25 protein-coding genes are annotated in these 22,918 nt (G+C 61.9%); 18 read left to right on the top strand and 7 right to left on the bottom strand.

The window, feature by feature from the left end; all coding sequences use genetic code 11:
* Nucleotides 1-127 precede the first annotated feature (127 nt).
* From imuA to BG83_RS0123550, 5 genes are all read left to right on the top strand, one after another.
* The gene (gene imuA, locus BG83_RS0123570; RefSeq protein ID WP_037032359.1) at nt 128-1,084 is read left to right on the top strand and encodes a translesion DNA synthesis-associated protein ImuA; all 957 of its coding nucleotides are present in this window, start codon (nt 128-130) and stop codon (nt 1,082-1,084) included.
* Nucleotides 1,017-2,597 carry a Y-family DNA polymerase gene (locus BG83_RS0123565; protein WP_024979054.1) on the top strand — a complete coding sequence of 527 codons (1,581 nt, stop codon included), beginning with the start codon at nt 1,017-1,019 and terminating at the stop codon, nt 2,595-2,597. The genes imuA and BG83_RS0123565 overlap by 68 nt, the downstream gene beginning before the upstream one ends.
* 7 nt (nt 2,598-2,604) lie before the next feature.
* Nucleotides 2,605-5,844 carry an error-prone DNA polymerase gene (locus tag BG83_RS0123560; protein ID WP_024979053.1) on the top strand — a complete coding sequence of 1,080 codons (3,240 nt, stop codon included), beginning with the start codon at nt 2,605-2,607 and terminating at the stop codon, nt 5,842-5,844.
* A 525-nt stretch (nt 5,845-6,369) separates the two neighbouring features.
* Nucleotides 6,370-6,903, top strand: coding sequence for a helix-turn-helix domain-containing protein (locus BG83_RS0123555; protein ID WP_024979052.1), 534 nt, complete (start codon nt 6,370-6,372; stop codon nt 6,901-6,903).
* 141 nt (nt 6,904-7,044) lie between these two features.
* Nucleotides 7,045-8,202 (top strand): anion transporter, encoded by a 1,158-nt coding sequence (locus BG83_RS0123550; protein WP_024979051.1) that lies wholly within the window; start codon nt 7,045-7,047, stop codon nt 8,200-8,202.
* On the opposite strand, the gene BG83_RS0123545 is transcribed toward BG83_RS0123550, so the two are convergent.
* The gene (locus tag BG83_RS0123545; protein WP_024979050.1) at nt 8,199-9,032 is read right to left on the bottom strand and encodes an aldo/keto reductase; all 834 of its coding nucleotides are present in this window, start codon (nt 9,030-9,032) and stop codon (nt 8,199-8,201) included. The two genes, BG83_RS0123550 and BG83_RS0123545, sit on opposite strands and share 4 nt — an antisense overlap.
* 129 nt (nt 9,033-9,161) lie before the next feature.
* Here BG83_RS0123545 and BG83_RS0123540 point away from each other — a divergent pair, with 129 nt between their 5' ends.
* On the top strand, nt 9,162-10,067 hold the full coding sequence (locus BG83_RS0123540; RefSeq protein ID WP_024979049.1) for a LysR family transcriptional regulator: 906 nt from the start codon (nt 9,162-9,164) through the stop codon (nt 10,065-10,067).
* Nucleotides 10,068-10,120: 53 nt separating this feature from the next.
* On the opposite strand, the gene fusA is transcribed toward BG83_RS0123540, so the two are convergent.
* Nucleotides 10,121-12,223: an elongation factor G gene (gene fusA / locus BG83_RS0123535; protein ID WP_024979048.1), complete on the bottom strand. Its 2,103-nt coding sequence runs from the start codon at nt 12,221-12,223 to the stop codon at nt 10,121-10,123.
* 128 nt (nt 12,224-12,351) lie between these two features.
* On the bottom strand, nt 12,352-13,083 hold the full coding sequence (locus BG83_RS0123530) for a Crp/Fnr family transcriptional regulator (RefSeq protein ID WP_024979047.1): 732 nt from the start codon (nt 13,081-13,083) through the stop codon (nt 12,352-12,354).
* A gap of 149 nt (nt 13,084-13,232) precedes the next feature.
* Between BG83_RS0123530 and BG83_RS0123525 the strand changes: the two genes are divergently transcribed.
* Nucleotides 13,233-13,766: a DUF962 domain-containing protein gene (locus tag BG83_RS0123525; RefSeq protein WP_024979046.1), complete on the top strand. Its 534-nt coding sequence runs from the start codon at nt 13,233-13,235 to the stop codon at nt 13,764-13,766.
* A 15-nt stretch (nt 13,767-13,781) separates the two neighbouring features.
* On the opposite strand, the gene BG83_RS0123520 is transcribed toward BG83_RS0123525, so the two are convergent.
* Both BG83_RS0123520 and fdxA read right to left on the bottom strand, forming a co-directional pair.
* Nucleotides 13,782-14,609 carry a crotonase/enoyl-CoA hydratase family protein gene (locus tag BG83_RS0123520; protein ID WP_024979045.1) on the bottom strand — a complete coding sequence of 276 codons (828 nt, stop codon included), beginning with the start codon at nt 14,607-14,609 and terminating at the stop codon, nt 13,782-13,784.
* A gap of 30 nt (nt 14,610-14,639) precedes the next feature.
* The gene (gene fdxA, locus BG83_RS0123515) at nt 14,640-14,978 is read right to left on the bottom strand and encodes a ferredoxin FdxA (RefSeq protein ID WP_024979044.1); all 339 of its coding nucleotides are present in this window, start codon (nt 14,976-14,978) and stop codon (nt 14,640-14,642) included.
* Nucleotides 14,979-15,460: 482 nt separating this feature from the next.
* Between fdxA and BG83_RS28395 the strand changes: the two genes are divergently transcribed.
* The 5 genes from BG83_RS28395 to BG83_RS0123480 all read left to right on the top strand — a co-directional run bounded on the left by BG83_RS28395 (nt 15,461) and on the right by BG83_RS0123480 (nt 18,046).
* Nucleotides 15,461-15,934: a hypothetical protein gene (locus tag BG83_RS28395; protein WP_024979043.1), complete on the top strand. Its 474-nt coding sequence runs from the start codon at nt 15,461-15,463 to the stop codon at nt 15,932-15,934.
* Between the two features lie 276 nt (nt 15,935-16,210).
* Entirely contained in the window at nt 16,211-16,756 is a 546-nt protein-coding gene (locus BG83_RS0123500; RefSeq protein WP_235193267.1) for a lysis system i-spanin subunit Rz, read from the top strand.
* A complete protein-coding gene (locus BG83_RS0123495; protein WP_024979041.1) occupies nt 16,740-17,108 on the top strand; it encodes a hypothetical protein in 369 nt (122 codons plus the stop codon). Before BG83_RS0123500 ends, BG83_RS0123495 begins: the two co-directional genes overlap by 17 nt.
* A 349-nt stretch (nt 17,109-17,457) precedes the next feature.
* Nucleotides 17,458-17,763 (top strand): hypothetical protein, encoded by a 306-nt coding sequence (locus tag BG83_RS0123485; protein WP_024979039.1) that lies wholly within the window; start codon nt 17,458-17,460, stop codon nt 17,761-17,763.
* Nucleotides 17,764-17,776: 13 nt separating this feature from the next.
* On the top strand, nt 17,777-18,046 hold the full coding sequence (locus tag BG83_RS0123480) for a hypothetical protein (protein ID WP_024979038.1): 270 nt from the start codon (nt 17,777-17,779) through the stop codon (nt 18,044-18,046).
* Between the two features lie 79 nt (nt 18,047-18,125).
* Here the strand turns inward: BG83_RS0123480 and BG83_RS29930 are convergent, their stop codons facing one another.
* Complete coding sequence (locus BG83_RS29930) at nt 18,126-18,692, bottom strand: Bro-N domain-containing protein (protein WP_235193266.1); 567 nt, start codon at nt 18,690-18,692, stop codon at nt 18,126-18,128.
* A 454-nt stretch (nt 18,693-19,146) separates the two neighbouring features.
* Between BG83_RS29930 and BG83_RS29010 the strand changes: the two genes are divergently transcribed.
* From BG83_RS29010 to BG83_RS28050, 5 genes are all read left to right on the top strand, one after another.
* Nucleotides 19,147-19,632, top strand: coding sequence for a DUF695 domain-containing protein (locus BG83_RS29010; protein ID WP_080693730.1), 486 nt, complete (start codon nt 19,147-19,149; stop codon nt 19,630-19,632).
* Entirely contained in the window at nt 19,616-20,095 is a 480-nt protein-coding gene (locus tag BG83_RS28390) for a DUF4304 domain-containing protein (protein WP_024979036.1), read from the top strand. The genes BG83_RS29010 and BG83_RS28390 overlap by 17 nt, the downstream gene beginning before the upstream one ends.
* A gap of 35 nt (nt 20,096-20,130) precedes the next feature.
* A complete protein-coding gene (locus tag BG83_RS0123455) occupies nt 20,131-20,568 on the top strand; it encodes a T6SS immunity protein Tdi1 domain-containing protein (protein WP_024979035.1) in 438 nt (145 codons plus the stop codon).
* A 6-nt stretch (nt 20,569-20,574) separates the two neighbouring features.
* On the top strand, nt 20,575-21,156 hold the full coding sequence (locus BG83_RS0123450; protein WP_024979034.1) for a hypothetical protein: 582 nt from the start codon (nt 20,575-20,577) through the stop codon (nt 21,154-21,156).
* 138 nt (nt 21,157-21,294) lie between these two features.
* Complete coding sequence (locus BG83_RS28050) at nt 21,295-21,726, top strand: hypothetical protein (RefSeq protein WP_152543750.1); 432 nt, start codon at nt 21,295-21,297, stop codon at nt 21,724-21,726.
* Nucleotides 21,727-21,832: 106 nt separating this feature from the next.
* Here the strand turns inward: BG83_RS28050 and BG83_RS29005 are convergent, their stop codons facing one another.
* Nucleotides 21,833-22,204, bottom strand: coding sequence for a hypothetical protein (locus tag BG83_RS29005; RefSeq protein WP_235193265.1), 372 nt, complete (start codon nt 22,202-22,204; stop codon nt 21,833-21,835).
* A 39-nt stretch (nt 22,205-22,243) separates the two neighbouring features.
* Between BG83_RS29005 and BG83_RS29000 the strand changes: the two genes are divergently transcribed.
* Nucleotides 22,244-22,684, top strand: a complete 441-nt coding sequence (locus BG83_RS29000; protein WP_235193264.1) for a GCN5 family acetyltransferase — start codon at nt 22,244-22,246, stop codon at nt 22,682-22,684.
* Nucleotides 22,685-22,918 lie beyond the last annotated feature (234 nt).

Raw genomic sequence — 22,918 nt, 5'->3', positions numbered from 1 at the left:
CTCGACTCCAGTGCTTCGAGGCTGCTATCGCCCTCTTGCAACGCACACGCAAAACTAAACCGCGTTGAAGGAAAGCTGTGATACTGTATATTTATACAGTATTCATCGGCTTGCTTTGGCGTTTCCCATGTTTGCGTTGTCCCCGTCTCTTTTTATCGCCGAAGATGTGGCGGAGTGCCCTGTTCCTGCTGGACGCGCGATGTCAGGGTTGCGTTCGCCTGTGCCGAAAGCCTCGACGGTGCCATCACCTGAAACGCTACATCCGGCATTGTGGAGCGCAGGCCGTCTGGCGCGAAGCGACGGGCGCGTTTTGACCACTGGGTATGACTCGCTGAATGCCGAATTGCCCGGTGGTGGCTGGCCCCTCGGCGGATTGATCGAGCTGCTGTGCCCGCAATCCGGTATTGGTGAATGCCGGTTGCTGCGTCCGGCATTGTCTACGCTGTGCACGGGCGCAGGGCGCATCGCGCTGATTGCTCCGCCGCATCTGCCGAATGCAGTGAGGCTGGTGGGCTGGGATTTCTCTCCTGAACAAATCGTCTGGGTGCGCGCTGACAAGCCGGCTGATCTTCTGTGGGCAGCCGAGCAGGTTCTACGCTGCAAGGCTTTCGATGGTGTGCTGATCTGGCTTAACCGGGCACGCCCAGGAGAGTTGCGCAGGCTGCAAGTGTTGGCACAGGCGGGAGAGAGCGCCATCTGGGTGTTCCGGCCGGCTCAGGCGCAGCGTGAGTCGTCGCCGGCGGTGCTGCGGCTGGGGCTGGAGCCGGCTGGCGCCGATGCGCTGTCCATCCTCTTCCACAAGCGGCGTGGGCCGTTGCGTGAATCTCCGTTGCTGCTGCCGTTGGCGGATCCGCTTCGGGCCGGTCGCGCTTCCGTGCGTCCGTTGCCTGTGCCGTTGGTAGAGCCGTTCATCATGGATCCGGCCACGGCGAAATTGCTGGCCGCGCTTTCGTCTCCTTCGTCTTCTGTTGCGTTCAACGCTTTGTCGGACGTTTCCGATCATCACACTTCCGATCATGCCGTTCTGGATCGCGGTGCATCTGCCCCGTCTCCCACTCGACGCGCTTCGACCCCGATGGTCTGACCCGGCCGCGCTGCCTTTGCCGGTCGTGGTGCTGGAGCAGGGGCGCGTGGTGTCGGCCAATCGCTTGGCGATGCGCGAAGGCGTACATGCAGGCCTGCGCCAGGCGGGCGCGCAGGCGTTGGTACCGCATGCTGTACAGCTTGATCGTGACGTGGCGGCCGAGGCACGGTTGCTGCAATCGCTGGCGCTGGCGCTGCTGGCATTCACGCCGCATGTCACGTTGGATGTGGTGGATGAGGCGACGGTGTTGTTGGAGGTCGAGGCCAGCTTGCGCCTGTTCGGCGGACATCGTGCGCTGTGTCGGGCGGTGAAGTATTGCGCGGTTCGGTTGGGCGCCATGCCGCAGCTTGGCACCGGACCGACGGCACGCGGTGCGGCATGGCTTGCCAGTGCGCAACCGATGCCGGTACGTGGCCGTCGCACGGCCGTACGTCAAGGGCGTGTGCGGAGGGCGGTGCGGCAGGAGCGGTTGTCGGCGTTGCTAGATCAATTGCCGGTCGATGCGGTGGCGCGACTCACGCGGCCCGATTGGCTTGAAGGCCTCGGCTGCCGCACACTGGCCGATTTGCGCGAGTTGCCGCGTAGCGGCCTGCGGCGGCGCTGCGGGCCGTTGCTGGTGGATACGCTCGACGCCGCTTATGGCAACGGGCACGAGAGTTTCACGTGGTTTACCGCCCCGTTGCGCTTCGATGTGCCGCTGGAATTGCCAGGCCGTATCGATAACGCGGAAGGTGTGCTGGCGGCCTCGGAGCAATTGTTGTTGCAGCTGGTCGGCTGGCTGTCGGCGCTTCAGTTGGGCGCCAAGACGTATCGACTCACGCTGGAGCACGAACGCCGGCGCGGCCGGAGCAGTGAGGATGCCGCTTCGTCCACGCCGGTGGAGATCGCGCTGGCACAGCCGGTTCGCACGCTGGCGCACTTGTCGCGGGTGCTGCATGAGCGCGTGCATCGGCTCACGCTGATCGCCCCGGTGGTCGAACTGCGCCTGACGGTGACCGACGCTACGCCGCTCGCGCCGCCTACGGAATCGTTGTTTCCCGAACCCGGTGGTCGCGCTGAAGATGCTGCACGTCTGATCGACACGCTGATCGCCCGGCTGGGTGCTGAGAACGTGCGTCATCCGCAGCCGTGTGCCGATCATCGTCCCGAGCGCGCCAACCACTGGGTCGAGGTGAATGCTGCAACCACCGCGCAGAGCCGTGCTGCCGCGCGACAAGCATTGGCGCAGTGGCACGCTCAGCAGCCGGAGCGCCCGCTGTGGCTGCTGGAGAAGCCGATCCCGCTGCTGACACGTCAGCACTATCCGTATTACCGCGGGCTGTTGCGGCTGGTGTCGATGCCCGAGCGCATTGAATCCGGCTGGTGGGACGACGACCTCATCAAGCGCGATTACTTCATCGTCGAGGGAGAAAAAGGCGAGCGTTACTGGGTGTATCGCGAGCGCGTTTCTGCAAGCAAGGCCAACGCGGGAGATGAGGACGCCCGCTGGTATCTGCACGGCTTGTTCGGTTAAGCACGTCATGACTTCGACCACGCCACTCCCTGTTCTGCCCGACTATGCCGAGCTGCATTGCATCAGCAACTTCACGTTCCTGACCGGCGCGTCGCATCCGCACGAACTGGTGGAGCGCGCCAAGCTGTATGGTTATCAAGCGCTGGCGCTGACCGACGAATGCTCTGTGGCGGGCACCGCGAGAGCGCTTGTGGCTTCCAGGGAACACGAGCTGAAGCTCATCATCGGCAGCCGCTTTACGGTGCGCAATGCCGATGGCGAACCCTGGCTGCGGCTGGTGCTGCTGGCGCAGAACATCGAGGGTTACGGCAACCTGAGCGAGATCATCACGCACGCGCGGCTGGCAGCACCCAAGGGCGAATACCGCTTGCTGGCTGACGATTTGGCCGCGCCCCAAGGTGAGCTCGCTCACCTGCGCGGCGTGCCCGATTGCCTGGCGATTCTGCTGCCTGATTACGATCCCGACCCGCAGCAACTGCTGGCTCAGGCGTGGTGGTGCCAACGCGTGTTTGGTGATCGGCTATCGATTGCGCTGGAGTTGCCGCTACGGCACGCGGATGACCGCCATCGCGGCATGGTCGCGGCGGTGTCGGAGCAGATCGATGTGCCCATGGTCGCGACCGGCGGCGTGCAGATGCACACGCGCCAACGCAAGCCGCTGCACGACGTGCTGACCGCCATCCGTTTGTCCAAGCCGCTTGCTGAATGCGGCCTGGAACTTGCACCCAGCGCTGAACAAGCGATGCGCACGCGCATGCAGCTCGCGTTTCTCTATCAAGGCAAGCGCGGTGCCAAGATCCTGCGCCGGACGGTGGAGTTGGCGGCGTTGTGCAATTTTTCCCTCGACGAGATCGAGTACGAATATCCGAGCGAAGTCGTGCCTGCAGGTATGACGCCGGCCGAATACCTGCGCGCGGAAACGTTCGCCGGTGCCGCAAAGCGTTATCCAAACGGGGTGCAGAAGAAGGTGCGAGCGCAAATTCAGGAGGAACTCGGACTGATTGCCGAACTGGGTTACGAACCGTTCTTCCTGACCGTCTATGACGTGGTGAGGTTTGCGCGCAGCCAGGGAATTCTCTGCCAGGGACGTGGGTCGGCGGCCAATTCGGCGGTGTGCTATTGCCTGCAGATTACCGAGGTGAACCCGGACAGCGGCAACACGCTGTTCGCGCGCTTTCTTTCGCGTGCACGCAATGAGCCACCCGACATCGATGTCGATTTCGAGCATCAGCGTCGCGAAGAAGTCATCCAGTACATCTATAACAAGTACGGCGTGACACGTACTGCGCTGGCGGCGGCGCTTATCACGTATCGCACGCGTAGCGCACTGCGTGACGTAGGCCGCGCGTTGGGCATGGATCTCGGAATCATCGAGCAGGTGGCCAAGGGCCAGGCGTGGTGGGATAGCCGCAAGGAATTTGCGCAGCGGGCAGGCCAGCAGGGTCTGGATCCGGAATCGCCGTTGGTGCTGCGCTGGGCTCAACTGGTGGATCAGTTACGTGGTTTTCCGCGCCATCTGTCACAGCACGTGGGCGGGTTCGTGATTGCGCAGGGCAAGCTTTCGCGCCTGGTGCCAATCGAGAATGCGGCGATGGAAAACCGTCGCGTCATCCAGTGGGATAAAGATGATCTCGAATCGTTGCGCCTGCTGAAGGTGGACGTACTGGCGCTGGGCATGCTCACAGCCATTCGTCGCACGCTGGACATGCTTGACGCGTTGCCTGGGCGACGCGAGCACTACGGCGCAACCGGCAAGCTCGCCATGCAGGATCTGCGCGATGACGACAAGAAAACCTACGACATGATCTGCCGCGCCGAAACCATCGGCGTGTTCCAGATCGAATCGCGCGCGCAGCAGTCGATGCTGCCGCGTCTGCGTCCACGCGAGTATTACGACCTGGTGATCCAGGTGGCCATCGTGCGGCCCGGGCCGATCCAGGGCGGCATGGTGCACCCGTATCTGCAGCGGCGCGAGGCGAAGCGCAATGGCAACACCGATTGCGTGACATACCCCGGGCCCGAGGTAAAAGCGGTGCTTGAACGCACGCTGGGTGTGCCGATCTTCCAGGAGCAGGTGATGGAGATCGCCATGAAGGCCGGCGATTTCAGTCCGGATGATGCTGACCGCTTACGCCGCGACATGGCTGCCTGGAAGCGCAAGGGCAATCTCACACAGCATCAGGAGCGCTTGGTGCATGCGATGGTCGAGAAGAGGGGCTACGACCCCGCTTTTGTCGAAGCGCTGTGCAAGCAGATGGAAGGCTTTGCCGAATACGGCTTCCCCGAAAGCCATGCGGCAGGTTTTGCCAAACTGGCCTACGTCAGCAGCTTCCTGAAATGCCACGAGCCGGCGGCGTTTTTTGCGGCGTTGCTCAACAGCCAGCCGATGGGGTTCTATTCACCGTCGCAACTGGTGCAGGAGGCGCGGCGCAGCCATGTGCGCGTGCTGCCAGCGGACGTAACGACCAGCGTATGGGACAGCACGCTGCATCCCCGCACCGATGACGATGCCGGTGACGGTGGCGTGGTGCAGCCCGACATCCGCCTCGGATTGAATCGCATTCGGGGCATGCGCAAGCCAGCTGCCGAGCGCATCGAAGCGGCTCGCGCCCAAGCGCCATTTACTAGCGTGGAGGATCTAGCCCATCGCGCCGCGCTCGACCGCCACGACCTGAACGTGCTGGCCGCAGCCAATGCGCTCAAGCCCCTGGCCGGCCACCGTCGTCAGGCGCTATGGCAAACGCTCGCACTGCAGGAGCCCGGCCACGATCATGCGCTGCTGCGCCAGGCCCGGCCGGTGGAGGCGCCGCTCGAGCTGCCAGCGCCGCCCATTGGTGAGGAGGTGATGGCGGATTACGGCAGCCTGGGGTTGTCGCTGCAGAGCCATCCGGTAGGGCTGCTGCGCGCACGGCTCGAACGCATGCGTTTTGCCACCGCCGCCACGCTGGCCGGCTATCGCAACGGCCAACTGGCGCGCGCTTGCGGCATTGTCACGGTGCGGCAGCGGCCGGGCACGGCCAACGGCACCATCTTCGTTTCCATTGAAGATGAGACGGGCGCCGTCAACGTCATCCTCTGGCCGCACTTGATCGAGCGTCAGCGACGCGAAGTGCTGAACGCCCAGTTGCTGGGCGTCTACGGCAAATGGCAATGTGAGCGTGAGACCCGACATCTTGTCGCCCAGCATCTGGTGGATCTGACCCCACTTCTGGGGCGCCTTGCCACTTCCAGCCGCGATTTCCATTAATTCTTGTCCAATCGCCCAACTGACCGCCGCGTCACCTCCGGCACGGCAATTGCGTGACGAGAAGCACGCGCAGTCGCCCGACGGTGCCACAGGAGGCTCAGGCGGTTCTTTCCCGCAGAGCACCCTCCAATTGGTGGATAGGGCAAGCGCGGATCGACGAAATGCAGTGCGGATGCAAGGATTTGCGCTTGAGGCGTCACAAAAACTGCCTACCAAGCGAAGAAAGCGGCATCTGTGAGGGAACTGACCCTCAAGGCGCCTTGTCACCATAAACACGGTCGATGAGATGCGCTTTCATCACGCGTCGATATTGGGTGCAGTCGAAATTACGTCTACTCTGTAGAAAACACATCACGGAGGCCGCCCCCAAAAACGTGTGCAACGGCGTGCATAGATGAATCGCCGCTGTTGCCGTGTTGTGCATGACCGCGGATGAAGGTGCAGCCACCCGACCCGCATATTTTCAGCCCATCGTTCGGGTCCAGACCCGGCGGTGTTTCCCATCTCAGGTGCAGGAGCGAACAGATGGAACAGCCTTTCAAGCAATTACACAGTCTGCGCAAGTCGCGCAAGCTCAAACAGGAAGATGTCGCCAAGATGGCCGGTATCTCTCGCGAAGCGTATTTGCGCGCGGAATCCGGTCGTGCCGATCCCCGCCTGTCGACGCTGATGGCCGTGGCCGGCGCGCTGGGGCTGGAGGTCGTTCTGGCGCCGCGAGAAGCCGTTGCCGAGATCGAGCGCGTTATTGCCAATCATCCGACTCAGCCAACGCAAGCGGGCGGCGGCACGGAAGCTGGCCACGAGCGTTCGGAGCAGGGCACGATGGGCGGCACGGGCGGCGGTCATGGCCTGGCGGGCCAGTATCGCGGGCCGGAGCGCCATCCGCAGTCCGCCTATCATCCGGGTGCCTCGCACAGCCAAGCTGGCCAGCAAGGTGCACCGCATGCGGGCGGCAGCGCGGAGGATCGCTCGCGCATGGCGTCTTCGGACCGCCCCGGTGCTGGCGGTTCGTCGGGCGGCTCAGATCGTCCGGGTGGTTCGGGTTCGCGCGAGTCGTAAGCGGATCCATCTCGTACAGGCCGGGCACGCAAGCGCCCGGCTTGCGATTGAGCGCAGGAAGCAGTCGCACTACAATCGGCCGGGCAAACCGCGCCCGGTTGGTTTGTGCGCGTTTGCGCTAACGTTTCCTTCTCCTTTCCTATGCACGGCGATCCGCCACGCACGCACATGGCGCAAGCCGTACCGCAACACCCGCCGTTCTGGCACAACCTCAAACAAGACGTTTTCTTCTGGGCGCTGCTGGCCATTTGTGGTGCGCTGACGCTCGCAGCCCCCAAGCGCATCGTTGAATATCCGGGCCTGATTGACTGGCACACCATTGCCGCATTGGCCGGTCTGCTCATCCTGACCAAGGCGGTTGAGGCCAGCGGCATGCTTCAGTTGCTCGGCCGGCGCCTGGTCGAAGTGGTCAGCAGCGAGCGTGCGCTGGCACTCAGCCTGGTCGGGGCTTCGGCGGTGCTGTCAACCGTATTGACCAACGATGTGGCGCTGTTCGTGATCGTGCCGCTCACCGTCGGTTTGCGGCAGGTCGCCAGGCTGCCGGTGGCGCGTCTGGTGATATTCGAGGCACTGGCGGTCAACGCGGGTTCCGCGCTCACGCCGATCGGCAATCCGCAGAATCTCTTTCTGTGGCATCAATCCGGGCTGTCGTTTGGTTCATTTGTCTGGCAGATGACGCCGATGGTCGTGTTGCTGATGGCCTTGCTCCTGCTGGTGACGTGGCTGGCGTTTGCCTCGCACGAAATCCATCTGCATGCTGAAACCGGCGACGTGGAATTGCACAAGCGCCTGTTGGTGCCGGCGCTCGTGCTGTACGTGCCGTTTCTGGTGCTGACCGATCTGGGCCATCCGCTGGTGGCGGCGGCCGGGTTGATCGTGCTGTACCTGATCGGTGCGCGCTATGTGCTGGCCCGGGTGGACTGGGGCCTCCTGCTCGTGTTCATGCTGATGTTCATTGACCTGCGGCTGGTGGCGCAGCTTGGTATCGTGCGGCAGTCGCTGGATGCGCTGGTATTGAGCAATCCCATGCATCTGTACTGGGCTGGCATTGGCGTGTCGCAGGTCATCAGCAACGTGCCGGCGGCAATCCTGCTAGCCGAGTATTCGCATGACTGGCCGATGATTGCCTTTGCGGTCAGCGTGGGCGGATTTGGCACGCTCATCGGGTCGCTGGCCAATCTGATTGCGTTGCGCATGCTGAGCGACCGGCGTGCCTGGTGGGCGTTTCACGCGTACTCGATGCCGTTTCTCTTGGCTGCGGCGGGCATCGTGTACGCGTGGCTGATGTGGCTGCGTTAGGCAGGCACGGCATCCCAATCGGGCGCGAAGGCTGGCTGTACGTAACGCAGCGTCTTTGGCAAGGCGTCAATGGCGGCACGGTCTGCGTCGTCCAGGCGCAGGCGCAGCGCATCAAGGTTCGCCTGCTGGTTTTCACGCCGCTGGGCCTTAGGGATGGCGATCACGTTAGGTTGCTCCAGCAACCATGCAATGGCCACCTGAGAGGCTGATGCGCCGTGCTTGCGGCCGATCGCCTGCAACGTGGCGTCTTCTGCCGCGCGCCCTTGTGCGAGCGGTGCATGGGCGGTGAGCGGAATGCCATTGCTGCCCAGGTAGGCCAGCAGCGCCGACTGATCCAAGAACGGGTGGTATTCCACCTGCACGCAAGCGAGGGGCGCGCCGATCGTGTCGATGGCGGTCTTGAGCATCGGCAGGTTGAAATTACACACACCAATGGCCCGCACGCGGCCGCTGTCACGCAGCGCCATCATCGCTTCCATCGTTGCCGCCATATCCATGTGGGGTGATGGCCAATGCACGAGGTACAAGTCGACGTAATCGAGTTTCAGCTTGGCAAGGCTCTGCTCCAATGCCAGTGGAATGGCGCGCGGTGCGAGCTGGTCATGCCAGACCTTGGTGGTGACGAACACTTCTTCGCGCGGCAGGCCCGAGGCAGCGATGGCCGCGCCGACGGCATCTTCGTTGCCATACATCGCGGCGGTGTCGATGTGCCGATACCCCAGCGCCAGCGCGCTCTCGACGACAGGTTGGCATACGTTGCTCGCCACGCGGAATGTGCCGAGGCCCAGCCGGGGAATGGAAACACCCTGCGTCTTCAACGTTAGTTGCATGTGTGGCTCCTTCGGTTGCCATGAACGATGGACGGCATGGTGCCGATTGCCGATCTTTGAATAAAGTGCGTACCATACAAATCATTCGTGAAAAAACTCCCGAAATGGCTGCGGGATGAAAAGGATTGCATGACGTTCGATGGGCAATTGTTCTCCGGCATCACGCTGCTGGCGGCGGTGGCGGAAAGCGGCAGCTTCGTGCGCGCGGCCGATGCGCTCGGGTTGTCGCCGTCCGGAGTCAGCCGCGCGGTCAGCCGGTTGGAAGCGCGCATCGGTGTGCGGCTGATTGAGCGGACCACGCGTTCACTCACGCTGACTGATGAAGGCCGCCGTCTCTACGAACAGGTCAGCCCGCATCTGACGGGCATCGCCGATGCCGCAGCGATGGCCTCGGGTGCAGTTGGCGCGGTGCAGGGGCGTTTGCGGGTGAATGTCGATCCGTTTTTTTCGCGGATGGCACTGGCGACACCAGTGGCGGGTTTTCTCGAACGCCATCCGGACTTATCGCTCGAACTGATCATGCGGGACGACGTGGGTGATCTGGTGGCCGATGGCTTTGATTTGGCCATCCGCTTTGGGCCGCCGCCCGTGGGCTCGTTCGTGGCGCGCAAGCTGGTCGAGACGCGCATCGTGACCGTGGCATCGCCGGATTACATCGCGCGCCGCGGGAAGCCGGCGCATCCTCGTGATGTGCCCTCACACGAACGCATCCTGTTCTACAACCCGGTGACGGGGCGCCCGTACGAGTGGGAGTTCTGGCGCCAGACCGAGCGCATCGAGATCCGGCCCGCCGGGCGGCTGACGGTGTCGGACGTGCGCACGATGCACGCGGCATGCGTGGCGGGCGCGGGCATTGCCCAGGTGATGGCGCTCGGTACAGAAAAGCTGCGGCGTAGCGGTCAACTGGTCGACCTGTTCCCGGATTGGCCGGATGAGCGCTTTGCGCTGTACGCGTTGTATCCATCGCGTCGCTACCTGCCGGCCAAGGTGCATGCATTCATCGATTTCTGCGTCGAGAACCTGCCGGCAGGCTAGGCCGTAAAGCACTGCGGCCGCACTGGGCGGCCGCAAGCGGATGAAGCAAAAAGTCAGACTTTCTTGGCCGACATTACGGCTTCCGACACGTTGCGCGGTGCTTCAGCGTAGTGCTTGAACTCCATCGTGTACGTTGCACGGCCCTGGCTGAGCGAACGCAGGTTGGTGGAGTAGCCGAACATTTCAGCCAGCGGCACCTCGGCATGCACGACCTTGCCGCCGCCACCCGGAATGTCTTCCGTGCCTTGCACCATGCCGCGCCGCGACGACAGATCGCCGATCACGTTGCCCATGTAGTCTTCCGGCGTTTCCACTTCCACGGCCATCATCGGTTCAAGCAGGATGGGGCCGGCTTTGCGCATGGCGTCCTTGAAGGCCATCGAGCCAGCCATGCGGAACGCGTTTTCGTTCGAATCCACGTCGTGGTATGAGCCGAAGGTCAGGCGCACCTTGACGTCGACCACCGGGTAGCCCGCCAGCACGCCCGTGTTGAGCGTGTCCCGGATGCCCTTGTCCACCGCCGGGATGAATTCACGCGGAATCACGCCGCCCTTGATCTCGTCGACGAATTCGTAGCCCTTGCCGTCGTTCGGCTCCAGCGTGATGACCGCATGGCCGTATTGGCCCCGTCCGCCAGATTGCTTGACGAACTTGCCTTCGACGTCTTCAGCGGCCTTCTTGATGGTTTCGCGGTAAGCCACCTGCGGCTTGCCGACGGTTGCTTCCACGCCAAACTCGCGCTTCATGCGATCAACCAGAATTTCCAGGTGCAATTCGCCCATGCCCGAAATGATGGTCTGGCCGGATTCCTCATCCGTCTTCACACGGAACGACGGGTCTTCCTGTGCCAGGCGGTTCAGGGCGATACCCATCTTTTCCTGGTCGGCCTTGGTCTTGGGCTCGACAGCCTGGCTGATCACGGGCTCAGGAAATTCCATGCGCTCCAGCACAATGACGTGCTCCGGATCGCACAGCGTTTCGCCCGTCGTCACATCTTTCAGGCCCACCGCGGCGGCGATGTCACCGGCTAGCACTTCCTTGATCTCTTCGCGCTGGTTGGCATGCATCTGCAGGATCCGGCCCAGGCGCTCGCGCTTGCCCTTGACCGAGTTGTAGACCGTGTCGCCCGAATTGATCTTGCCCGAATACACGCGGAAGAACGCGAGCTGGCCGACGAACGGGTCGGTCATGATCTTGAAGGCGAGGGCGGCGAAGGGCTCGCTGTCGCTGGCATGGCGCTCAAGCGGTTCGTCCTTCTCGCCGTGGCCCTGGATGGACGGAATGTCCACCGGCGAGGGCAGGTAGTCGACCACCGCATCGAGCATCGCCTGCACGCCCTTGTTCTTGAACGCAGAGCCACACAGCATCGGTACGATCTCGCCGGCGATGGTGCGTTGGCGCAGGGCGCGCTTGATCTCTTCCTCGGACAGCGTTTCGCCGCCAAGGTATTTGTCCAGCAGGGCTTCATCGGCCTCGGCTGCGGCTTCGACCATCTTGTCGTGCCACTCCTGCGCGGTAGCCTTCAGCTCTTCGGGAATGTCGACGTACTCGAACTTGACCCCCTGACTCGCGTCATCCCAGACGATGGCCTTCATCTTGACGAGGTCGACCACGCCGCGGAAATGATCTTCCGCGCCAACGGGAATCTGGATGGGCACCGGATTGCCTTTCAGGCGGTCGCGCATCTGGCGCTCGACGCGGAAGAAATCCGCACCGATGCGGTCCATCTTGTTGACGAACGCAATGCGCGGCACCTTGTACTTGTTGGCCTGGCGCCAGACGGTTTCGGACTGCGGTTGCACGCCGCCCACGGAATCGTAGACCATGCACGCGCCGTCGAGCACGCGCATGGAGCGCTCCACCTCGATGGTGAAATCGACGTGGCCCGGGGTGTCGATGATGTTGATGCGATATTCCTGGCGGTCCCCTGCCATGCCGCGCCACATGCAGTGCGTCGCCGCCGACGTGATGGTGATGCCGCGCTCCTGCTCCTGCTCCATCCAGTCCATCGTGGCCGCGCCGTCATGCACCTCGCCTATCTTGTGATTGACCCCTGTGTAGAACAGGATGCGCTCGGTCGTGGTGGTTTTACCGGCGTCGATGTGCGCCGAGATGCCGATGTTGCGATAGCGCTCGATGGGGGTCTGGCGGGGCATGATGTTTCTCTTCCGTTGAAGGACACTCGCATCGCCGACTCCGCACCATGCGAAGGGCGAATGTGCGAGTGGGAACACATTATAGGATCGGTCCTATCCCATCGCATGTAGGGGTATTGGATGAAATTTCATCCCCTTGCCACCTCATATGCGAGTTGGTGCAGGCCCGCAAAGTCCAGCAGTTCGATTTCTCCGTAAGCCAGCCTGAGGATGCCGCGCGCCTGGAAATCCTTCAAAACCTGGTTCACGGTCTGGCGGGACAGTGCCAACAATTGCGCAAGCTGCTCTTGTGGCACGTGCAGCACACGCCGCGTGCCCAGGCGCAGGTCGCCGTAGCCGTCGGCCATCAGTAGCAGGCGCCGCGCCACACGCACGGGGGCCGGCAGCAGGGCGGTCTCTTCGAGCACGATGAAGGTCAGGCGCAGCTTGTGGGTCAGTAGCAAGGCAAACGCATGCAGCAGCGCGGGTGAGCTATCCAGCAACGCAATCAGCGCCGCTTGTGGCATGTGGAGCAACGCCGTATTGCCGTCGGCGCGGGCGTCATGCGTGCGGGGCTGGCGGTCGAACACTCCGATCTCGCCAAACCAGTTGACGGGTTCCAGCACGGCCAGCAGGGCTTCGCGACCGTCCGCACTCGTCGCGCCGATGCGGATGGTGCCTTCCACCACGCAGTACAGGCCGTCGGGCGCGTCGCCACGCTGAAAGAGGATCTCGCCGGCGCCCAGGCGACGCACCGCCGCAATGTCGATCAATGCGTCCTGCAAGGCCGCGTCCAGCGTGCCGAACCAACTGCTGGCGTGCAGGCGTTCGCGGTACGAGGGGGCATCCAGCGCGCCGGATGTGGCGACGGGGTGGTCCATGAGGGGCGACTGAGGAACGCTTCGGAAACGTGGAATTTGTCGTCTACGCGACAGAGCGGCGTGCTATCCACTGACTAGGATGAAACGATCATAACGAGCGTGCGGCTGGAGCGTCCATGCTGCAAACGCACAAAAATCCGGAGGCCCTCATGCGGACCCTGTCTGACCACCTTTCCAACTACGCCGCCTATCACCTGGACGGTCGCAATATCGCCACGCACTTTGTCGGCATCCCGGCGATTGTGCTGGCCGTAGCGGTGTTGCTGTCGCGGCCCATGCTGGCTGACCTGTCAGGCGTGCCCGTGACACCCGCGCTGGTCTTGCTAGCCCTCACGACGCTGTTCTACCTGCGCTTGGACGCGATCTTCGGCGTGGTGATGTTCGCGTTGATCGCTGCGTGCGTGTGGGCGGGCAACCATGTGGCCGCGCATTCGACGGCGGCTTGGTTGTCAGTGGGCATCGGCCTGTTCGTGATCGGCTGGATCATCCAGTTTGTCGGTCACTACTACGAAGGACGCAAGCCGGCGTTTGTTGACGACCTGGCGGGCCTGGTGATCGGCCCGCTGTTCCTCGTGGCCGAGACGGCATTTGCCCTGGGTTTGCGCGCGAAGTTGCGCGATGAGGTGGTCAGCCGTTCGCACGCCATGCGCGCCTCGATGGGCGGCAAGCACGCCGCCGCCTGAGTTGCTCGCGTCGGACTATTTCCCTTCATATTTCGCGGCCGGCTGAAAGACCGGCGCGCGATTTTGCATACCGGCCAGCACCGCCTCGCGCTGATTGGCCGCGCCGATCAGCCGATCTTGCTCGATCGACTCGGCCAGCAGAATGGTGGCTGTGTCGCCGTCTTCCACAACACGCATCAAGCGCTTGCCGGCGCGGATGGCATCGGGGCTCTTCTGCGCAATGTCGTGCGCTGCCGCCAGCGCCGCAGCGTGCGGATCGTCCACGACGTGCGTCGCCAGCCCCAGGGCGCTGGCTTCTTCGCCATTGACGACGCGGCCGCTGTAGATCAGTTCGCGCAGTCGATCCGGGCGAACCAGACCGCGCGTGAGCGCCATGCCGCCCATGTCGGGCACCAAGCCCCATTTGATTTCCATGACCGATAGGCGCGTGTCGGCGGCTACGTAGCGCACGTCTGCGCCCAGCGCGATCTGCAGGCCGCCGCCGTAAGCGACACCATGCACCGCAGCCAGCACCGGCACCGGCAGATCGCGCCATACCGTGCAGGCGTACTGCGGCAGATTGGCCGCCCCATGCGTGCGCTTGGCAAGACGGCCAGCGCTGACATCCGAATCCGCATCGTTGCTGCCGAGGCTCGCCATGCTGCCCATGTCCAGCCCCGCGCAGAAGGCGCGCCCCTCTCCGGACAGCACCACGGCGCGTAGATCCGCCTCGTTCATCAGGCGTTCACCAACGATGACGAGCGCTTCGAACATGGCCGGGTCAATGGCGTTCATCTTCTCGGGGCGGTTGAGCCGGACTTCGGCCACGCCAGCGTCAATGGTGAGCAGGATGCGTTCAGTCATGGAGATGTCCTGTGCGAGGTCAGCGTCGAATCAGTCGGGAGCGATGACCAAAACATCGCGCTTGTCCTTCACCTGCGCCCAGTGCGCATGATCGGGCAGCGGCGGCTGCACTTTGGTCAGGCGGGGCCAGTCGGCGCGGCGCGAGAGTTTTGCGTTCAAGGCGATGAAGTCCTGCTGATCCGCTGGGACTTCGGCCGCCGGATAGATCGCGCCCACCGGGCACTCCGGCACGCAGATCGAGCAATCGATGCATTCATCAGGGTCGATCACCAGGAAATTCGGGCCGGCGTGGAAGCAGTCCATAGGGCAGACGGCGACGCAGTCTGTGTATTTGCACTGGATGCAGGATTCGGTAACGACGTAAGGCATTGTGGTGCGAGGGTTTGGGGCCCAACTGAAAAACGTTTGAAATTATGCTGCATCAAGCTGAACCCTGACAGGGGCACACCTCTGGAGGTTGCACGGGGGGACTGCCATTTCGTCGGAGTTTTTGTGCCGACGAGCCCTTGCTCGAGATACGTCCGCTTTCACAGTGATTGGATTTCGTGAAATGAGGGTGCATCGTCGCCGAGAAAACGCTGCGCCTGCAAGGCTTCAAAGCCCAAGCCGACGGCGACTACCTGGCCGAGACGGTCACGCACATCTACGCCAACAAAAGCTGGCTCGTGAACGTGAGCCTCAACGGCGGCAACACCGGCAAGGCCAAGGCGGGGCAGGGCAAGCCGAAGAAGGCGGCCGAGGTCACCAACCTGGCTATTCCCGCACCGCCCAAGTAACAAGACCCACACGCTCGCAACTGCGGCCGCATCCCAACCAGCCCGCCACCCGGCGGGCTTTTTCATTTCCAAGCCATGAACAAAGATACCTTCAGCAAGGCCGCCGCCTTGCCGCCCGCGCTTGCGGATCGCTGGTGGCCGCACATCGAGGCCACGTGCAAGCGCTTCGGCATCTTCACGCCCGCGCAGCAAGCCGCCTTTATCGCGCAGATCGGGCATGAGTCCGGCGGCTTTGCACGCGTAACGGAATCCTTCAACTACGCCCCGGCTGGTGCGCTGGTGTCTTTGCGGTTCATTCCGGGCACGCCCGTGCAGCGCGTGGCGGCGCTACTGCTGGGCATTGCCTGCGCGCATTACCTCGGCAACGGCGTGATTGCCTTGTGGCACGTGCCCGCAGGGCTTGAGTCCGACGCCATCAAGTTCATCGCAGGTGTGTTCGGGCTGACCATCGTCGGCTACGCATACGGCGAGCTCCCGGCGCTGCGTCGCCTGGTTCATGACTGGCTGCAGCAGGCAGCGCAACGCTGGATGGGAGGCCGCAAAGAATGACGATCAGCCAAAACGACGTGCTCACCGCCATCGACATCGTGGCGCTCGTGGGCATCTGCGCGGGCGCGGCGTGGGCTGCCCTCACGCAGGCTATTCCGCACGGGCTGCGCGGTGCGCTGCTGCTGTGCGCAGTCGCCCTGTGCGCGCTGGGCAGCGCCTCCACCGCGCTCGGCGCCAATCACGACATCGCCACCGTCCAACTGCATTGCGCGCTGGCGATGGCGGGGCTGTGGGTCACTCACATCATCCGACAAGGCAAAGCCAATGAACTTCGCAATGATCCGCCTGGTGGCAGTGGCGGCGGTAGCTGCAGCAGCCGCGTGGGGCTGGCAAGCCAACCGCTACGACAAGACCATCGCGCAGATCCAGCGCGACCACGCCATCGAGCGCCAGGCCGCCGTCGATACCGTCGTGACCGCGCTGCAGGCTGCAATCGACAAACACCGGCAGCTTACCGACCAGCTCGACGCGCTCAACCGTACCCATTTCTCGGAGATGCAACGTGCCACCGCTGAAAACACGCGTCTGCAGCGCGCCCTTGCTGCTGGTGATGTACGGATGTCAGTGCGCGCCCGTTGCCAGCCCGACGCCAGCGCCGGCGCAAGTGAAGATCAGCCCGGCGCCGGCCTGGGCGATGGAGCCGCCGGCCGATGTGAGCTATCTGGAGCGGATGCGGCGGATCTTGTCGATCTCTTCACCGGGGCCGAGCGGGATGCCCGGAAACTGAGATACTTGCAGGCGCGTGAGCGTGCGCTCGAGGCTTCGGGTGCTTCCTCGATGCAGCTGTTCATTCGGAACCCTGACAATGCTCACAACAAGTGACCTTGCCGAGATCATCGGAAGTCAAATCACAGAGGTAAAGATCAGCCCTGGGTCTGTAGCGTTGGTGTTCGGCGGTACCGGGCGTGCTGGTGGATGGATACTGATCCAATGCGGCTTTTCGACGGTGGACGAGAAGGAAGAAATTTGCGGGGATGCAGAATCTCCGGAGTCCAGCGCTTACCTGCAACGCTGCGTGAAGAGAACCATTGCAGATGCCAATTTTGACGAACGCAGGGTGTTGACGCTGACGTTCGAGGCGGGCTCAATGCTCAAGATCATCCCCAAGCGAGATGGCTTCGAGTCGTACGTTCTGCACACGTCACAAGGGATCGTTCCCATCATCGCAGATTAGATATGCAACTCGAAATAATCGCCGCCATTGAGACATTCGAAGCATGGAACCAGCCTTGGACGTTCCTAGAGGCCGTGAAGGCGTGGCCCACGCTCATAGCGGCAGACCGCACAACGCTTCAGCAAATCTGGATCGAGGCCTGTGATGCACGTCATTGGCAGCATGCGGATAACGGGCAAAACGCGGCCGCTGCGGACCTAGCACTGCAGGAGCGCTTTCCTTGGCTCTCAGACCACGCGCGAGCCAAGCTTGTCCGAGCGGCTTCGTTTGAATGGAAGTGAGTAGACTGCCGTCTGCTTTCGGCCAGAAACGGACGCCCTCTGCCACAGTGATGAAAATAGGAAAAGATATGGCTTGGGTGCGCAACTTCGGAGGCTACGTTGACTTCATTTCTTATGTCCTCTTAAGTGCTCCTGATGATTTCCCGGAGGAAGACTATCTGTCGCAAGACGAGCAGATGAACCTTGAAAAAGCGTTTGAAGAGCTCCGGAATGGAATGCACTTCGTTGAAGAGGCGATTGCGGATGGCACCACGCGGGTTCGATTGCGCGATTTGCTCGATGCGTCACTGTCTGCCTATCGAGCCGGAAGGGATGTGGAGGGCGCGCATCTGCTGCAGGACTTCGAAAAAATGCTTCTGATGAAGAAAGCCTGAGCAGATTGAGAAAATGAGTGATTTTGAACGTGAGATCGCCTCGTCGCGGCGCCTTTTTCGTCCTCGCTTTAGCGTAGTGGCGGCCGTCACGGCGCTCTTCAGTGGCTTAGCAAAGGGCGGATTGGCCCTATTGTTCGTATTCTCAACCCTGATTGCGGCGATCTTTGGTGGCCCAGGGGCGACCGACTTGCCGACGACACGCCGGGATTGGCGAATCCTGCTGCTATTCGCCATAGTGGTTGTGGTCGGTGTTTTCGCGTGGCACCGGCTCAAACAAGAGTAGGCGATAGTCCCCGCGACCCGCATCGCCACCACCCCAGCCAGCAATGCAAGCCCCATCCCACCCCCCCCTACACCCCCCCCTACACCCCCGCCTCAATCAAATCCGAAATCTGCACCGACGCCCGCGCAAAGTCAGTCAGCGCGCGGGCGCGCTTATGCCGATAGCTGCCGGCGGAGATGACGACGGGCTCTTTGGTGTCGTCGTGCTGCAGGACGATGAGCATGCCGGTGTAGCGGTCTGCCTGGTAGATGTGTTTGTTGAGCAGTTGCAGCGCGCGCTCGACGTCGGCGGGGTAGAGGCTGGCGAGCTCTTCTGGTGTGAGGGCTGCGCGGGGCGCGGCGTCGATGCGCGGTTGCGCCGTGAACTGGCCGGTCTTGCGGATGGCCGGCAGGACGATGGACGTGACCCACTTGCGGAAGCGGTGCGGCACGGTGCCGGGCTTCACGGCGTCTCGGCAGCGCAGGACGAGGGCGTACATGCCGGATTCGCTGATGACGTTGGCCTGATCGTTGCCTCGGGATAAGCCCTGAATTGAAGTTAGGGCTTTCTCGTCAGCGTCGAGAGAAAGAAGCGCCTTTGTCGGATTCGTGAGTTGCAGCGCGCGGCACACGTCGGCCGCGACGAACCATGGCTCGTCGTCGCGCATGACAACGCGTACCGAATGGGATTCGAAATTGAAGGTATTGGGGGTAGGGGCGAGCGCGGACGCGCCAACAGACGTACCAGTCATGGCATGACTCCGAAGTAGCGGTATTTGAACCGCCAACCCGACGCCAATCGGGTGGGCGGAACTGTGCAGGTTGGCGTACCGGTACTTCGGAACCGGCAGGGCCGAAGCCCTCCCACACAGCCCGCCCGAAGGAGAACCATGCTGCGCAAACAAAAAGCCGCGTCCAATGTGCAGGCGCGGCTCTTGTGCGCCGAAGTATACCGGGACGCCAATCCCGTGTGCCGGTGTTTCCGGCAACCGACCGAGTATACGGCTGGTTGGGGGTTACGTGCAAACCAGCGCGCCCACCCGGCAGAAAATGCTATCTTGACTCTGCGTTGGCCGCAGCCACGTCACGACGGTCCATCCAACAAATCAAGCGTTAATTCAAATGGGCATTTCGAAATGGCTGACGGCCACTTTTGCTTTCGCAGTTTGTACGGTCGCCTTTGCTGCTCCGGATGAGAAAGCTTGGGATGTGCTAGCTGCAAAAGACTCGGCCGGAAATGTACGGCGGATCGTCCGCTATCGTAGTGATTTGCCTAACTGGGTTCAGAAGGCGTCGTTTGGCTCGCTTGTGGTGATTTCTTGGCCTGGCGCCAACCCGGGCCGGATGCCCACCAAGGGCGAATCAGAGCAGCACTACGCATTTGAAGATTCCTTGCAGGCTGCCGAAGAACGAGAGCGGACCGCTGTGCTCGCGGCAGCGGTGACGGGGGAGGGTAAGGTCGACTGGTACTACCTTGCTCGTTCACACGACGAATTCATGCGTGTACTCAACAAGACCCTGCAGGGTAAACCGCGTTTGCCGATCAGTATTTCGCTGAAACAGGACCCCGAGTGGTCTATGTATCGGAGCCTTGCAGGACGGCGATAACCTAGGGGCAAAATTGCTACCAGTCGAAGCTCAGCTCGCTCCCGGCCTGAAGGCGTTGGGGTTCAAGAAGAAAGCAAGAACCTGGACGAGGGAAACGCCAGACGCATTTCAGGTCGTCAATCTGCAGAAGAGTGCGTTTGGCGAGCAGGTGTATGTGAATGTCGCGGTCTATTTGAAGGCGCTGGGTGACGAGACGTCTCCACCTGAGCATCGGTGCCACATTCGTGCCCGGCTTGAGCGTATTGCGCCTGAGAGCCTGGCCGAAGAAATTCGATCGCTAAATGCGTCGCTCCCGATATCGGCCGTACTCCTGTCGGCGCTGCTCGACCATGCCGTAGTCTGGCTCGAGCGTGTGTCCAGCTGGCCCGGGCTGGATTCATTTGTTGAGTCGTCAATGGCGAAGCACTGCTTTGTCCACGTCAAAGTTCGTGCTCATTTGGCGGCTTCCACGCCGGAAGGCTGACATCGATTGGATTCATTGCGGCGGGAGGCCAGCAGATGCAAATTCTTGAAACTGTCCAGAGCGCCTGGGGTTGGACCGGCATCAAGCCGGTGGAACTGATAGACGAGAACGACTTCGGCAATCTCGTCATCAAGGACGCGCACGGACGGTACTGGCGGCTCTGCCCGGAAGATTGCTACTGCGAGGTAGTTGCGGCTGACCAATCAGCGTTTGAGGCGCTGGCCGCCGATAGTGAGTTTTTGGTGGACTGGCAGATGAGTGCGCTGGTGGATCAAGCAACGCAACGGCTTGGCGCGCTCGCGGCAGGGCGGAAGTTCTGTCTCAAGATCCCGGGCGTGCTCGGCGGCGAGTACGGTGGCAATAACCTCGGAACAATCTCGATGGAGGAGCTCATACGCTTCTCTGGCGACATAGCTCGGCAGATTGCCAGTCTCCCGGACGGTACGCCGATCAAGCTTTCGGTTGTTGACTGAGAAAACATGTCAGCTACCCGTCTTGCCAGTCTCATTACCTCTGCAGCATTCTTGATTGCCACTGGCGCATACGGGGATTCCTCCGCGCCGTCGCAAACTAGCTCTGCCTCCAGCGATTCAACTAAGGGATATTTCCCCCGTTACGCGGCGGCAGGTGCGCAGGAACGGGCCCTATTTTGCTTTTACGCCCTAGCGAATAGAAGGTCCGCGTTGACGAACGCCGGTACGGAGCATGGCGGTCTGACCCGGGCAGAAGCTGAAGCGGCGTGGCCTGATATCGACAATGCTGATACCCAAAGCTTCGTTTATGGCCAGATCGCTCGTACGATCGGGCCGGACACCTTTGATGCTGCCGACAGAGCAGCCGTGGAAGCCGCAATCTCGGTTAGCCAAGAAGATCCCGAACATGTACGTCAGCACGAAGAACAGCTTGCTAACGTGTGTGGTACCGCGATTTATGATGCCCTGAAAGCGAGAGGTGTGCCGATCCAGAAGATCGAAACGATATACAGGGATGGCGCGGCCAAGGATAGAGCGCATTTCAAGGCAAGTTTCATAGAGCAAGCTACGAAGCCATTCCATCCCTGACTTGAACGACTAGTAAGCCAATATCGGCTCATGCTTGGAGGCGGGCGCTGCCATTTCTCGCGAGAGGCCGTATCCGGCCAAGAAGAGCCGCTCCGCCAATATGGCGCAACACAACTTGAACACATAACCGAATCGATCGTGTTGAAACGCGCTCCGAAGCAGTTGAATGTGCAACAGCAGAACGCCCATACTGAAGATGCAGTGCGGAAGGAGGCAACCTATTGGAGGGTTCAGGGCGTACCAGCCGAGCTTGCCAGGATAGGAGAGGCGCGAGGTGTTCGGTGGGACAGATCGATCATTTTGCGTCTCCTCATAGATTTCCCTGGCATGCCGACCTTTTGCGGCAATCTCGTTACACAAGACCGGCGCTTCATAGCCTTCGAAATCGACGCGACTGATGAGGTTCGAGTGGAGCAGTGGGAAGACATCACCGGCACGCTGAACTTCAATGAGCGCAACAAGGGCATAGGCGTCGGGTACGGCGCGCTGGCTCTTAAGATCCTTCGTGAACTCAGTGCTGAGTCCCGTGATCAAGGCCCGTCGGGGGCGGATCTAGATTCCAAAAGCTGAATGTCCGTTTCGCCGGGCCTGACCGGCCCAGTGCGGCCAATAGCCGTCATCGCCAATGAGCCGCACCGCCAGCAACCCGCCCAGCGATGCGAGCCCCATCCCACCCCTACACCCCCGCCTCAATCAAATCCGAAATCTGCACCGACGCCCGCGCAAAGTCAGTCAGGGCGCGGGCGCGCTTGTGCCGATAGCTGCCGGCGGAGATGACGACGGGCTCTTTGGCGTCGTCGTGCTGCAGGACGATGAGCATGCCGGTGTAGCGGTCTGCCTGGTAGATGTGTTTGTTGAGCAGTTGCAGCGCGCGCTCGACGTCGGCGGGGTAGAGGCTGGCGAGCTCTTCCGGTGTGAGGGCTGCGCGGGGCGCGGCGTCGATGCGCGGTTGTGCCGTGAACTGGCCGGTCTTGCGGATGACGTAGTTGGCAGGCAGCTGCTGTACGTCGGCTGTCGGCTCTGAGCGCCATTGACATAGCGGCGACATGCCATACTGCCGGCTATAAAATTGTGCGAGGCCTGTATCGTGAAATTTCCGCCTGTGCTGAATTTGTCAAAGGTCGGCGAATATCCTGCCGGAGCCAAGGCGGGCGGCGGATTCGTTTGGGATGCCGTCCTTGAATATCGGGTGTGGTGTCATCCGGAACGTGGTGCTCCAGACGAGGCAGATGGGTCGGATTATTACTACGCTTTCAGTAGTTACGAAGACGCGGAGGCGTTTTTTCGCACAAGCGTCGGCGCTGAAGAGCCGCTGGCCCTCGTACTGCAACGAGAATATATCGACGAGCCCGAACCTGGAAAGTACGTACATGTTCGCGAGGAGCGCATCACCGAGTGGCCGGTCGCCTTTCTATGTAGACCTAAGCGTGACGCCCTCACTATTCCTGCTTTCCTTGCCGAAGATGCCCCCGCGAACCGCCTCGACATCATTCGCGGCCTTGTTCCGAGAAGCGGCCATACTGAATAGCCTCAGTGCGCTGGAGCTGTAACCATCCGCGCTGCTCGAACTGCCTCATAGTCAGCGCAAATGGCTGTTTCGTGGAGGTTTGACTGGCAGCTTTGGTGCTGCAGCGGATGCAGTTCAAATGGGGTGCCGGCCGTCTGCTATCGGTCAGTAATGGTCGCTAAACAGCCACCCTTAAAGAAAATTCTGCTATGCGTCGATTTAAGCATCACACTTACTTTCCGAAGGAAAAGGACT

This window comes from Ralstonia pickettii (assembly GCF_000607165.1).
GTDB classification, from domain to species: Bacteria; Pseudomonadota; Gammaproteobacteria; order Burkholderiales; family Burkholderiaceae; genus Ralstonia; species Ralstonia holmesii.
Note: the sequence above shows the minus strand (reverse complement) of the source record. Positions and strands in the feature narration are given on the sequence as shown.